The sequence below is a fragment of the Pseudonocardia nigra genome (assembly GCF_019396355.1).
Taxonomy (GTDB): Bacteria; Actinomycetota; Actinomycetes; order Mycobacteriales; family Pseudonocardiaceae; genus Pseudonocardia; species Pseudonocardia nigra.
This window is the reverse complement of sequence record NZ_JAHKRK010000071.1, coordinates 17,140-30,369: the sequence shown is the minus strand read 5'-3', so window position 1 is coordinate 30,369 and position 13,230 is coordinate 17,140. Positions and strand designations below refer to the sequence as shown.

General features: G+C 73.1%; 10 protein-coding genes and 2 pseudogenes. 1 reads left to right on the top strand and 11 read right to left on the bottom strand.

All coding sequences use genetic code 11. The features are described 5' to 3' along the window. Window positions 1–151: 151 nt before the first annotated feature. From KME75_RS19015 to KME75_RS46830, 6 genes and pseudogenes are all read right to left on the bottom strand, one after another. Window positions 152–916: an SDR family NAD(P)-dependent oxidoreductase gene (locus KME75_RS19015; RefSeq protein WP_219416197.1), complete on the bottom strand. Its 765-nt coding sequence runs from the start codon at window positions 914–916 to the stop codon at window positions 152–154. Window positions 917–919: 3 nt separating this feature from the next. Next, entirely contained in the window at window positions 920–1,948 is a 1,029-nt protein-coding gene (locus KME75_RS19010; protein WP_219416196.1) for an ABC transporter ATP-binding protein, read from the bottom strand. Continuing rightward, window positions 1,945–2,952: an ABC transporter ATP-binding protein gene (locus KME75_RS19005; protein WP_219416195.1), complete on the bottom strand. Its 1,008-nt coding sequence runs from the start codon at window positions 2,950–2,952 to the stop codon at window positions 1,945–1,947. Before KME75_RS19005 ends, KME75_RS19010 begins: the two co-directional genes overlap by 4 nt. After that, a pseudogene (locus tag KME75_RS43325) lies at window positions 2,949–3,770 on the bottom strand (ABC transporter permease); the annotation flags it as partial. The gene KME75_RS19005 and the pseudogene KME75_RS43325, both read right to left, overlap by 4 nt. 68 nt (window positions 3,771–3,838) lie before the next feature. Continuing rightward, the gene (locus tag KME75_RS43320) at window positions 3,839–4,324 is read right to left on the bottom strand and encodes an ABC transporter permease (protein ID WP_308282893.1); all 486 of its coding nucleotides are present in this window, start codon (window positions 4,322–4,324) and stop codon (window positions 3,839–3,841) included. A gap of 208 nt (window positions 4,325–4,532) precedes the next feature. After that, window positions 4,533–4,748, bottom strand: a pseudogene (locus KME75_RS46830) (ABC transporter permease); the annotation flags it as partial. A 376-nt stretch (window positions 4,749–5,124) separates the two neighbouring features. On the opposite strand from KME75_RS46830, the gene KME75_RS18995 reads away from it, so the two are divergent. After that, window positions 5,125–6,693: an ABC transporter substrate-binding protein gene (locus KME75_RS18995; RefSeq protein WP_219416193.1), complete on the top strand. Its 1,569-nt coding sequence runs from the start codon at window positions 5,125–5,127 to the stop codon at window positions 6,691–6,693. A 667-nt stretch (window positions 6,694–7,360) separates the two neighbouring features. Here KME75_RS18995 and KME75_RS18990 read toward each other — a convergent pair. Genes KME75_RS18990 through KME75_RS18970 form a run of 5 tightly spaced genes read right to left on the bottom strand, consistent with a single transcriptional unit; the run spans window position 7,361 to window position 13,226 of the window. Continuing rightward, window positions 7,361–8,647: an acyl-CoA dehydrogenase family protein gene (locus tag KME75_RS18990; RefSeq protein ID WP_219416192.1), complete on the bottom strand. Its 1,287-nt coding sequence runs from the start codon at window positions 8,645–8,647 to the stop codon at window positions 7,361–7,363. A gap of 44 nt (window positions 8,648–8,691) precedes the next feature. After that, window positions 8,692–9,729, bottom strand: a complete 1,038-nt coding sequence (locus tag KME75_RS18985; RefSeq protein ID WP_308282892.1) for a phosphotransferase family protein — start codon at window positions 9,727–9,729, stop codon at window positions 8,692–8,694. A 4-nt stretch (window positions 9,730–9,733) separates the two neighbouring features. Continuing rightward, complete coding sequence (locus KME75_RS18980) at window positions 9,734–10,501, bottom strand: enoyl-CoA hydratase/isomerase family protein (protein WP_219416190.1); 768 nt, start codon at window positions 10,499–10,501, stop codon at window positions 9,734–9,736. Beyond that, on the bottom strand, window positions 10,498–12,237 hold the full coding sequence (locus KME75_RS18975; RefSeq protein ID WP_219416189.1) for a class I adenylate-forming enzyme family protein: 1,740 nt from the start codon (window positions 12,235–12,237) through the stop codon (window positions 10,498–10,500). Before KME75_RS18975 ends, KME75_RS18980 begins: the two co-directional genes overlap by 4 nt. Further along, a complete protein-coding gene (locus KME75_RS18970) occupies window positions 12,234–13,226 on the bottom strand; it encodes an SMP-30/gluconolactonase/LRE family protein (protein ID WP_308282891.1) in 993 nt (330 codons plus the stop codon). The genes KME75_RS18975 and KME75_RS18970 overlap by 4 nt, the downstream gene beginning before the upstream one ends. Window positions 13,227–13,230 lie beyond the last annotated feature (4 nt).

Genomic DNA, 13,230 nt, shown 5'->3' with positions numbered 1-13,230 from the left:
GTCGCGGTGTCCGGTCGGGCAGCAACGGCTCCAGCCGTGCCCACTCCGCGTCGGTCAAGTCGTGGCGATCAAGCACAGAAGAGATCTACCGCAGCCGACCCGCATGATCCACGGGACACGCTCTAGTGAAAGCGCAGTGCCGTTCGTGCCGTCAGCGCGGGGCCATCCGCAGCGCCCCGTCGAGGCGGATCGTCTCGCCGTTGAGCATCGGGTTCTCGACGATCTGCACGGCCAGGCGCGCGTACTCGTCGGGCTGCCCGAGCCGGGGCGGGTTCGGCACCTGGGCGCCGAGCGCCGCCTTCTTGGCCTCCTCCATCCGCCCGAGCAGTGGCGTGTCGAACAGGCCGGGCGCGATCGTGCAGACCCGGATCCGGCGGCTCGCGAGGTCGCGCGCGGCGACCAGCGTCAAGCCCACGACCCCGGCCTTCGACGACGAGTAGGACGCCTGTCCGATCTGCCCGTCGAACGCCGCGATCGACGCGGTCATGACGACCACGCCGCGCTCCTCCCCGATCGGCTCCAGCCGGGCCATCCGGGCCGCGGCGAGCCGCAGCACGTTGAACGAGCCGATCAGGTTGAGGTTCACGACCTGGGTGAACCACTCGAGGCTCGCCGGGTTGCCGTCGCGGTCGACGAGGCGCTGGGCCCGGCCGCTGCCCGCCGTGTGCACGACGGCGCGCAACTCGCCGACCTCTTCCACAGCGTCCAGCGCGGCCTCGACCTGGTCGGCGTCGGTGACGTCGGCGGCGACGAACGTGGCGGCCGCGCCGAGCTCCTTGGCCACCTCCGGCCCGGACGACGTGGGCAGGTCGGCGATCACCACCCGGCCGCCCGCGTCGACCAGCCGGCGGGCGGTGGCCTGGCCGAGGCCGGAGGCCCCGCCGGTGAGCAGGGTGGTGGTGTCGGCGATCTCCATGGATCAGCTCCTCAGGTGGCAGCGGACGGTGCCCCCGCCCTCGACGGGGGTGGGTGGGGGTGCGATCTCCCGGCAGACGTCCATGACGTACGGGCACCGGGTGTGGAAGGCGCAGCCGGCGGGCGGGTGGGCCGCGTCCGGCACCTCGCCGGTCAGCACGATCCGCTCGCGCTCGCGCTGGCGGCGCGGGCTCGGGATCGGGACGGCCGACAGCAGCGCCTCGGTGTAGGGGTGGGCGGGCCGGGCGAACAGCCGCTCGGTCGGCCCCGTCTCGACGATCTCGCCGAGGTACATGACCGCCACGCGGTGCGCGATGTGCCGCACCACGGCGAGGTCGTGGGCGATGAACAGGTAGGACAGCCCGAACTCGGCCTGGATGTCCTCGAGCAGGTTGAGGATCTGGTTCTGCGTGGAGACGTCGAGCGCGCTCACCGCCTCGTCGCACACCAACAGCCGCGGATTCAGCGCGATGGCGCGGGCGATCGCGATCCGCTGCCGCTGCCCGCCCGAGAACTCGTAGGGATACCGGTTGAGGTGGCGCCGGGAGAGGTTGACGTGCTCGAGCAGCTCCTCGATCCGCCGCGTGCGCTCCGCGCGGGTGAGGTTCTCGTGGGTGTCGAGCGGCTCGCCGATGCTCTCGGCGATCACCATCGCCGGGTCCAGCGAGGAGTAGGGGTCCTGGAAGACCATCTGCATCTTCCGGCGCACGCCGCGCAGCTCCGCGCCGCGCAGCCGCGTGATGTCCAGGCCGTCGAGCCGGATCCGGCCGCGGGTGGGCTCGACCAGCCGCAGCATCGCCCGGCCCGTGGTCGACTTGCCCGACCCGGACTCCCCCACCAGCCCGACGGTCTCGCGCTCGCCGATGCGCAGGTCGACCGCCCGCACCGCGCGCAGCGGCACCGTGCCGCCGAGCAGGCCGCGCCGGAGCCGGAACTCCACGTGCAGGTCTTCGACCTCCGCGACGGGGACGTCCCCGGCCGTGCGCCCGTCCGGCGCCGCTCCCGCCGCGTCGGCCGACACCGCGCTGCTCATTCCGTGCCCCGCAGCGCCAGCTCCTGCACGCGTAGGCAACGGCTCTCCCGCCCGGCGGGAAGCAGCGTGCGCATCTCGACGCGCCCGCCGGAGTCGCCCTCCCCGCAGGCCGCCACGGCGTGGCCGCACCGCGGGTGGAACCGGCACCCGGCCGGCATCGCGCCGGGCGCGGGCGTGCGGCCCGGGATCGTCGCCAGCCGGCCGGACCGGCCGGTCAGCTGCGGCATCGCGGTCATCAGCGCCTCGGTGTAGGGGTGGCGGGGGCGGTGGTAGAGCTCGTCGACGCTCGCCTGCTCGACGACCTGGCCCGCGTACATGACGACGGCCCGGTCGCAGATGCCGGCGACGACGCCCAGGTCGTGGGTGACGAACACGACCGCGGTGCCGAACTCGTCGCGCATCGCGCGCATGAGGTCGAGCACCTGGGCCTGGATGGTGACGTCCAGAGCGGTGGTCGGCTCGTCCGCGATGATCACCTTGGGTTCGCAGGCCATCGCCATCGCGATCATCACGCGCTGCCGCATCCCGCCGGAGAACTCGTGCGGATAGCTGCGGGCGCGGCGCTCGGCGTTCGGGATCCCGACCTTCGTGAGCACCTCGACGGCACGGGCGGCCGCGGTGCGGCGGGAGCCCCCGCGGTGGCGGCGCACCACCTCGGCGATCTGGTCGCCCACCCGGAACGCCGGGTCGAGGCTCGTCATCGGCTCCTGAAAGATCATCGAGATCTCGTCGCCGCGCAGCGCCTCGAGCTTCCGCCGGGGCATCCCGACGAGCTCGACGCCGTCGAGGCGCACGCTGCCCCGGGTGATCCGGGCCGAGCGGTCGGGCAGCAGGCCGAGCGCGGCGAGGCTGGTGACGGTCTTGCCCGAGCCCGACTCGCCGACCAGGCCCACCGTCTCGCCGCGGCCCACGGTGAACGAGACGCCGTCGAGCACGGTGGCCCAGCCGTCATCGGTGGCGAACTCCACCTCGAGGTCCTCCACGACCAGCAGCGGTTCCGTCATGCGCCCCTCCTCACCTCTCGGCCGAGCGAGTCGCGCAGCCCGTCACCGAGGACGTTGAAGGCCAGCACGGTGAGCGCGATGAGCAGGCCGGGGAACACGGTCAGCCAGGGTGCGGCCGCGGTGTAGCGGAACCCGCGTTCGATCATGGAGCCCCAACTCGCGTCGGGTGGCTGCACACCCAGCCCGAGGAACGACAGGCTCGCCTCGGCGAGCATTGCCATCGCGGCGGCCAGCGACACCTGGACCACCAACGGGGAGAGCGCGTTGGGCACCACGTGCCGGGCGATCACCGTGCGCGTCGGGGTGCCGATCGACCGGGACGCCTCGATGAACGTCTCCTCCCGGATCGACAGCACCGTGCCGCGCACCAGGCGGACGAAGCGCGGCGCGAAGATCACGCCGATGACGAACATCGCGTTGGTGAGGCTCGGGCCGAGCACGCCGACGAACGCGATCGCGAGGATCAGCGGCGGGAAGCTCATCAGCCCGTCGGTGATCCGCATGATCACCGCGTCGACGCGGCGACCGGCATATCCGGCGACCAGGCCGGGGACCACCCCGAGCGCGACCGCGACACCGACGGCCTGCGCCGCCGCGACCAGCGAGATCCGCCCGGCGTACAGCGCGCGGCTGAACACGTCGCGCCCGAGCTCGTCGGTGCCGAGGACGTGCCCGCCGCCGGGCTGCTGCAGCACCCCGGAGAGGTTCTGCTCCAGCGGGTCGTGGGTGGCGAGCAGGGGCGCGCAGATCGCCGCGAGCGTGACGAGCACCAGGTAGGCCAGCGCGATCAACGCGGGGTACTGGCGGCGGAACCGGCGCAGGAACCGCGCCCTGGCCGACAGCTCCGGGGTGGCGATCGCCTCCTGCTCGTCGAGGGCCGAGAGGGTCATGCCTGCCTCACCTTCGGGTTGAGGTAGCCGTAGCTGAGGTCGACGGCGAGGTTCACGAGCATCACGACCACCGCGGTGACGACGACGATCCCCTGGATCATCGGGATGTCGCGCTGCAGTACGGCCCGGATCGCGAGGTCGCCGAGCCCGGGAAGCCCGAAGACCCGCTCGACGATCACCGAGCCGCCGAGCAGGAACCCGACCTGGAAGCCGATCACCGTGACCACCGGCACCGCGGCGTTCTTCAGCCCGTGCTTGGCGATCACGGCGGAGCCGCGCAGCCCGTTGGCGCGGGCGCTGCGGATGTAGTCCTGCTGCATCACGTCGTACAGCGACCCGCGCAGCTGGCGGGTGATCTCGGCGGCGACCGCGGTGCCCAGGGTGAGCCCGGGCAGCACGAGGTTGTGCGCCCACGCCCCGACGCCCTCGGAGATCGGCGTGTACCCGACCGCCGGGAAGATCGGGAACATCAGGGCGAACACGATGATCAGCAGGATCCCGACCCAGAAGTTCGGCAGCGAGATCGGACGCGAACAGCGTGGCCGCGCGGTCCGGCCAGCGCCCGCGGTGCACGGCGGCGACGATCCCGGCGGGCACGGCGATGAGCAGCGCCACCAGCATGGCCGCCACCGTCAGCGCGATCGTCACCGGGAAGCGGGCGAGGATCGCGCCGGTGACCGACTCGTTGCTGAACAGCGACGTTCCCAGATCGCCCTGCAGGGCCGAGCCGGCCCAGGTGAAGTACTGGACGAGCACAGGGTCGTTGAGCCCGAGCCGCTCCCGGGTGGCCTCGATCTGCTCGGCGGTCGCGTTCTCGCCCGCGATCGTGATCGCCGGGTCGCCGGGGATCATCAGGACGAGCGCGAACACGCCGAGCGAGACCAGGAACAGCAACGGGATGATCACCAAGATCCGTCTCAGCGTGTACTGCAGCACGATCCCCACGCCCTCCCCATGCGTCGAATGGGCGAGGGGGAAAACGCGCCCACCTCGCTGTGGCCGATGATCGGACGGCGACGGAATTAGCGGAGCGGCGTCCCGCCGCGAGCTTCGCTACTAATCGATCGACTGTTAAGGTAACCTCCGTCACGCCGCCGGTCAACGCCCCGGCGACCAGCACAAACGCCACTCGCCCCCGCGGTCACCGCCGCGGGCGCGACCCACCCTCGCCCTCGATCACGGGCGGGGAATGCCGCTCGGACACCGAGTCGGAACCGTTCCCGCACGCCCCGCTCATTCGGCCGACCGCATCCCCCGCGGAACCGGAAGGTGAACCGGAACAATGAAGCTCCGCACCCTCGTCACCGCCGTCGCCGCCGCCGCACTGCTGGCATCCGGCTGTGCCCCGATATCCGCAGGCGACCAGGGCGGCGGCGCGGCCGCGCCGGCCGCCCCCGTCGCCCCGGAGGACCTCGACCCCGAGGCCACGCTCCGGTTCGCCGACGCCGTCGGCCCGAGCCGCTTCGACCCGCACCGGTCCACGATCGGCCAGGACATCCGCTTCTTCGCCCCCGTCTACGACCGGCTCGTGCACCTGTCCGCCGAGGGCGAGCCGATCCCCGGGCTCGCCACGGAGTGGGCCTGGGAGGACGACGGGCTGACGCTGCGCATGGCCCTGCGCCAGGGCGTGACGTTCCACGACGGTGCCCCGTTCGACGCCGAGGCGGTGCGGGCCAACATCGAGCGGGCGAAGACGGTGGAGGGCTCGTCGGTGGCGGCCGACCTCGCGTCGATCACCGAGGTCGAGATCGTCGACCCCTTCACCGTGCGGCTGCGCCTGTCGGAGCGCAACAGCATGCTGCTCGGCCTGCTGTCGCACCGGGCGGGAGCGATGGTGAGCCCCACGGCGTTCGACAACCCCGACCTCGATCTCGCCCCCGTCGGCACCGGGATGTACCGGGTGCGGGAGTACCGGCCCAACGACACGATCTTCTACGAGCGCAACGAGGACTACTGGGACCCGGACGTCGTCGGCGTGCGCAACCTCGAGCTGCGGATCCTGCCCGACGAGGTCACGCGCATGAACGCGCTGCGCACCGGCGAGGTCGACCTCGCGCTGCTGTCGGGCAGGCTCGTCGCGGAGGCCGAGGCGCTCCCGGGCGTCACGGTGCACCGCGGCACGACGCTCACGTACCTGGTGCTCTACCTCAACCGCGCCCGGTCGGAGTTCGACGACCCGCGGGTGCGGCAGGCGCTCAACCACGCCATCGACCGCAAGGCGATTGCCGAGGGCATCTACTTCGGCGCGGCACAGCCGATCGTGCAACCGTTCCCGGAGGGCTACTTCGCCCACAACCCGGACTACCCCGGCGACCGCTACGCCTACGACCCGGAACGCGCGCGGCAGCTGCTCGCCGAGGCCGGGCTGCCCGACGGGTTCGAGTTCGAGATGCTGGTGACGGCGCTGGGCACGTACGTGCAGGCCGGTGAGGCCGTGCAGAACATGCTCTCCGAGATCGGGGTGACCGCCAACATCCGCTCGGTCGAGGCGGCGCAGACCGCCGACGTCTACTACCGCCAGCAGCAGGGCGACGCGCTGGTCTCGCAGTGGGGCGGGCGCCCCGACCCGTCGATGACGATCGAGCTGCAGTTCACCGGGGAGGGGTTCTCCAACCCCGGCCGGCACACCACGCCCCGGCTCGAGGAGCTGCACCGGCAGGCGCTCGACAGCCTCGACCCCGAGCAGCGCCGGGAGAAGATCCACGAGGCCGTCGGCGAGCTGGTGGACGAGGCGTTCCAGGTGCCGATCGTCTCCGACGAGTCGGTGATCGCCACCGCCGACCACGTCGTCGGCTTCGAGACCCTGGTGACCGGCCAGATCAACTTCCGGACCCTGGGCGTGCGGCGCTGACGTCCGACCATCCACCCGTGATCGCGGAGGGCCGGTCGGCCGGTCCCCCGCGATCACGGGCAGAAGGTCGCCCGGTGATGTCCGCCCGCCGCCCTCCGCCCGTGATCGCCGCATTCGGCCTCGGATCAGGCCTGGTGAGGACATCGCCGGCACCGCGACGCCGGTGATTCACACCGCTTTCCGCGGAACCGTTGGATCCGTGCGCCCCGCTGGTGGCGACTGCAGCCGAACCGACCACGACGCCGGGCCCGGCAGCAAGCGCGTTCCGCGGAACGCGAAACGCCATACGCGGCCGCGCCCCGGCGTGGACGGGCACGGCGCCCGCGGCCCCGCCCGGCGCGTTCCGCGGAACGCCATTCAGCGAGTGACCGGCCCGCGATCGACGAAACGCCCACGATCCCACCGCGTTCCGCGGAACCGCCCACCCACCGGGTCGTGCCGCACCGCCGCAGGCACGACGACCACCACCGACAACGACGCCCGCCCGGCAGCGAGCGCGTTCCGCGGAACGGCAGGCGCGTTCCGCGGAACCGACCCGGAGACCATCATCCCCGCCGCGGATCACGCCCGTCCGAGCCGGCGCCGGGCCGCGGCCTCCCGCCCGTCCACCGCGCACCCGCCCGGGCGGCCCCGCGTTCACGGCCAGGGGACCGGCAGTGCGCTCGGGTCAGGCGCTCACCGTCGCCGCGTCCAGCAGGTGCGCGAACTTCTTCCGCGCCGCTTCGCGGCGGGTCGGGACGTGCTCGCTCGGCACCTCGTGCGGTTCGTAGTCCTTCAGCATCCGCCGGGCGACGGTCACCTTGTGCACTTCATCGGGGCCGTCGTAGATGCGGGCGGCGCGGGCGTGCCGGTACATCGACTCGAGCGGCAGGTCGGTGGTGTAGCCGAGCGACCCGTGCGCCTGGATCGCCCGGTCGATCACGTTGTACAGCACCGTCGCGCCATAGAATTTGATCATCGCGATGTCGTTCAGCGCGGCCGCCGTGCCGCCCTGGTCCATCTTCCAGGCGGCCTGCAGCGTCATCAGCCGGGCCGCGGTCATCTCCGCGGCGGAGGTCGCGATCCAGTCCTGCACCATCTGCTTGTCCGCGAGCACCGACCCGTGCGTGTAGCGCGACACCGCCCGCTCGCAGAGCATGTCGAACGCCCGCTTCGACTGGCCGAGCCAGCGCATGCAGTGGTGGATCCGGCCCGGGCCGAGCCGCTTCTGGGCGAGCAGGAAGCCGTCGCCCTCGTTGCCGATGAGGTTCTCGGCCGGCACCCGCACGTCCCGGTAGATGATCTCGGCGTGCCCGCCGGGCCGTCCGGCGTGCTCGTGCGGGTCGCCCATCGTCGGCACGTCGCGCAGGATGTCGACGCCCGGGGTGTCGGCCGGCACCACGAACATCGACGCCCGGCGCCGCGGCGGCCCGTCCGGGTTGGTCACCGCCATGAGGATGAGGAAGTCGGCCACCGAGCCGTTCGAGGTGAACCACTTGTGCCCGTTCACCACGTACTCGTCCCCGACGCGCTCGGCCCGCGTGGTGAGCAGCGTCGGGTCGGCCCCCGCGCCCGGCTCGGTCATCGAGAACGCGCTGCGCAGCCGCCCGTCGAGCAGCGGCTGCATCCACTTGCGCTTCTGCTCCTCGTTCGCGCCGACGGCGAGCAGCTCGGCGTTGCCCGAGTCGGGGGCGTTGTTGCCGAACACGGCGGGCGCGTAGACGCACTGGCCGAGGATCTCGTGCATCAGGCCCAGCTTGACCTGGCCGAACCCCTTGCCGCCCAGCTCGGGTGGCAGGTGCGCGGCCCACAGCCCGCGGGCCTTGACCTCCTCCTTCATCGGGGCCGTCGCCCGCGCGAGCGCGGCGCCGTCCAGATCGAGCGTCTCGAGCGGGATGATCTCCTCGCGGACGAACCCGCGCATCCACTCGAGCTTCTCCTCGAACTCCGGTTCGGTCGAGAAATCCCAGGCCATGCTGTCCCTTCCTCAGTGCTGTCCGTTCGCTCCGCAAGCTCCGCTCAGATCCCCAGTTCACGCAACGCGTCGCGGGCCGCCTCGCCCATCCGCACGCCCTGCTCGGCGCGCGCCCGTGCCTCCTCCAGATAACCGTCGTCGGCCATGTGCCCCGCCAGGTAGCGGGCCTGCACGCCGGCGCCGATGCACGCCATCCGCCACCGGGAGAACGCCACCCAGTAGGGCAGGTTCGACACGTCCCGCCCGGACAACCGCGCGTAGCGCTCCACCAGCTCGGCGCGCCGCGGGAAGCCCGGCACCGTGCTCGGCCCGGCCGTGGTCGCCTCCGTCGTGTCGTCCGGGTCCTGCCAGCTCGACGCCAGCCAGCCCAGGTCGGCCATCGGGTCGCCGGACGTCGCCAGCTCCCAGTCGAACACCGCGCACACCGTGCCGTCCGGCCCGAAGGCCATGTTCCCCGGCCGGTAGTCGCCGTGGACGATGCCGCTGCTCTGCGCCGGGACGTGCGCGGCGAGCAGGTCGTGCACCTCGTCGAGCAGGGCCAGATCGGCCGCACCCGAGGCGTGCACCTGCTTGTGCCAGCGCCGCAGCTGCCGTTCCGCGTAGCCGGTGCCCCGGACCAGATCGCCCAGCCCGACCTCCGCGGGGTCGAGGGCCTGCAGCTCCACGAGCACGTCGACCAGGTGCTCCCCCGCGCGCGCCCGCGCCTCGGGCGCCAGCCGCATGCCGGCCTCGTGGTCGGCGAGCACCCGCCCGTCGATGAAGCCCATGACGTAGAACTCCGCGCCGGTGACCTCGAGGTCGGCGCAGTACGCGAGCGGCGGCGCCACCGGGACGGCGGTGGGCGCCAGCGCCGAGATGAACCGCCACTCCCGGCTCATGTCGTGGGCGGTCGAGAGCACGCCCCCGGTCGGCGGGCGGCGCAGCGCGTACGCCCGGCCCGCGGCGTCGGTGACCCGGTAGGTGAGGTTGGACCGGCCGCCGGAGACGAGCGCGAACTCGACCGGCCCGACCAGCCCGTCGACGTGCTCGCCGAGCCAGCGCCCCACTCGCTGCGCGTCGATCCCCGCCAGCTGAGCATCCACCTGCTCACCTGCCGACATACTCGGGCTCCCGCTTCTCCAGGAACGACCGCACACCCTCGCGGTGGTCCTCGGTGGCGAACAGCTCGCCGAGGGTGCTGCCCACCCACACTCCCAGGTCGGTCCAGTCCGGGTCGAGCGCCCGGCGCAGCCCGCGTTTCAGCGCGGCCACGGCGAGCGGCGGGTTGGCCGCGATCGCCCGGGCCCGCTCGAGCGCGGCGGGCAGCAGTTGCTCGTCGTCGACCACGCGGCCCACCAGCCCGATCCGCACGGCGCGCTCGGCGTCGATCACCTCTCCGGTGAACAGCAGCTCCGCGGCGCGCTCCCGCCCGACCAGCTGCGCGAGCCGCGCGATGCCGGCGACGTCGCTGCACAGGCCGCGCTTGACGAACAGCTCGCCGAACCGCGCCCGCCGCGCTGCGATCCGCAGATCGGCCATCAGCGCGAGCTCCATCCCCCAGCCCACCGCGGGGCCGTTGACGGCCGCGATCACCGGCACATCGGTGTGCAGCAGCGCGCCCGCGGCCGGGGTGAGCCGGGGCGCGGGCCGCGGCGGCGCGGCCTCGCCGCCGTTCATCAGCTCGCGGACGTCGTCGCCGGAGCAGAACGAACGGCCCGCCCCGGTGACCACCAGCACCCGGGCGGACGTCGTGCGGACCAGCTCGGTGAGCTCGTCGTACGTGCGGCGGCGCAGCGCGTTGTGCACCTCGGGGCGGTTCAGCGTCAGCAGCCCGACGTGGCCGTCGACCTCGTACCGGACATCCGGGTCGGTCATGCCCTCCCCCGCACCTCGGCCGCGACCGGCGCCCGCAGATCGCGCTTGAGCACCTTCCCGCTCGGCGTGCGCGGCAGCGGCTCGTCGCGGAACACCACGTGCGTGGGCACCTTGAACGACGCCAGCCGCTCCCCGACGTGCCGGCGCAGCCGATCCGCCACGTCCGGGCCGGGCGCGGCGCCGGGGCGCAGGTGCACCACCGCGACCGCCTCCTCCCCCAGCGACTCGTGCGGCACCCCGACGATCGCCACGTCGCCGACGGCCGGGTGCTCGAACAGCGCGGCTTCGACCTCGGCACAGTAGATGTTCTCCCCGCCGCGGATCACCACGTCCTTCATGCGGTCGACGACGTACACCCACCCCTCGTGCACCCGCCCGAGGTCGCCGGTGTGGAACCAGCCGTCGGTGAACGCCGCCGCCGTCGCCTCCGGGTTGTTCCAGTAGCCGCGGACGATGTTCGGCCCGCGGAACCACAGCTCCCCGACCTCGCCGTCGGGCACGTCGTCTCCGGTCGCCGGGTCGACGACGCGGACGTCGGCGCCCGGCATGCAGCGCCCGACGCTGTCGGGGTGGCTCACGTAGTCCGCGCCGCTGTTGGCGACGACGGCCGAGGTGGTCTCGGTGAGCCCGTAGCCGTTGGCGGGCGCGACGAGGGAGGCGAACCCGGAGTCGATGCGCCCGATCAGGTCCGGCGGCACCGGGGTGCCGCCCATGCTGATCCCGGCGAGCGACGCCACCCGGGACGGGTCGGCGGCCGCGTCCTCGACGAGCTGCCGCATCACCGTCGGCACCCCGGACACCCCGGTCAGCGCCTCGCGGCGGACCAGCTCCAGCGCCTCGACGCGGTCCCACCTGTGCTGCGTGGCGAGCTTGGCCCCGGTGAGCACCGTGTAGCAGAGGCTCGTGATCCCGGCGATGTGGAACAGCGGAAACGTGCACAGCGCGCCCGGCTGCGGGGCGGCGGGGTCGGGTGCGGGCGGCTCGCCCCCGTTCGCGATCGCCGCGCCCACGTACGCCGCGAGCAGGGTGTTGCGGATGTTCGTGCAGTGGTTGCGGTGGGTGCCGATCGCGCCCTTCGGGCGGCCCGTGGTGCCGGAGGTGTAGAGGATGGTGGCGTCGTCGTCGGGACGCACATCCGCGTCGGGCAGGCTCGCGTCCAGGTCGAGCGACGCGAGCAGGTCGGCCCAGCGCCGCACCCCGGGCGCGGGCGTCCCCTCCCCGCGTACCTCGATCAGCGGGATCCCGCCCAGCTCGTCCCGCTGCGGGGCGATCAGCGCCGTGCGCTCGGCGTCGGCGATCGCGACCTTCGCCCCGGAGTCGGCGAGCGCGTAGCGCAGCTCGGCCGCCGACCACCACGCGTTCAGCGGCACCACGACCAGCCCCACGGCCTGGGCCGCGTAGAAGATCGGCGCCCACTCCGGGTGGTTGCGCATGGTCACCGCCACGCGGTCGCCCGTGCGCAGCCCGTACTCCCCGGTCAACAGGCGGGCGATCCCGGCCACCTGCCGCAGGTGCTCGGCGAACGTCCACCGCTCGGTCCCGTACACGAGAAAGGTGCGGTCACCGAACGCCGCGCTGCCCAGCAGCACCTCGCGCAGCGTCTGCGGCCCGCCAGAGAAGACCCGCATCGGGATGCCCCGCACCGTCTGCTCGACGACCTCGAACTCCGCGCCCGGCGCGGTGAACCGGGCCGTCAGGGCGGCCCGCACGCTGACCGCGGTGTTGCTCCCGGTCATGCCGAGAACGCCAGGTCGAGGCCCGCGGTGGGCCACTCCAGCGTGTAGAGCACGCCGCGCCCGGACGAGGTGACGAACGCGGTGCGCGAGCCGGCGCCCGCGAAGCAGATGTTCGTGACGAACGGGTCGGGTTCGGGCACCGGGACCTGCCGCAGCAGCGTGCCGTCCGGGGCGATCATGCTGACCGCGCCGGTGAGCAGCGTCGCCACGCACACGTTCCCGTCGCCGTCGACGGCGAGCGAGTCGAGCATCTGGTAGCCGGCGAACCCGTGCAGCAGCCGGGCACCGCCAGGGCCGCCCTCGGCCCGGCGGACCCGGCCCGGGCCGTCGACGTCCCAGCACCAGACGCGCCCCGGGCCGGTCTCGGCCACGTAGACCCGCGACCCGTCCGGGGACAGGCCCACCCCGTTGGGCTGGACGAGCGGGTGGACGACCTCGGTGATCGACGACCCGTCCGGCTGCGCGTAGTAGAGGGCGCCGGTGTCGCTGTCGCGGTGGCGGCTCTTGCCGAGGTCGGTGAACCAGAACCCGCCCTCGGCGTCGAACACGATGTCGTTGGGGCCGCGCAGTGGCCGGCCGTCGCACTCGGTGTAGAGGTCGGTGACGGTCCCGGCGTCCGGGCCGTCGAGAACGACGCGCTGGATGCGCCCGCCGGCATAGTCGGCCGGCTGGTGACCGGGCGCGGTGATCCCGTTCCGGTCGTGCCACTCGAAGCCGCCGTTGTTGCACACGTAGGCGGCGCCGTCGGGGCCGATGGCGGCGCCGTTCGGGCCGCCGCCCAGGTCGGCCACGACGCTGACGGTGCCGTCGGGAGCCACGCGCGACAGCGTGCCGCGCTGGATCTCCACGAGCAGGACGCTGCCGTCGCGCAACGCGATCGGCCCTTCCGGGAACTGCAGTCCGGAGGCGACCGGGCGCATCCGGATCTCGGCGGTGGGGTCGGTGGTGGGGTCGGCACTGACCATGTTCCAGCCCTTCGTCGACGTCACGATA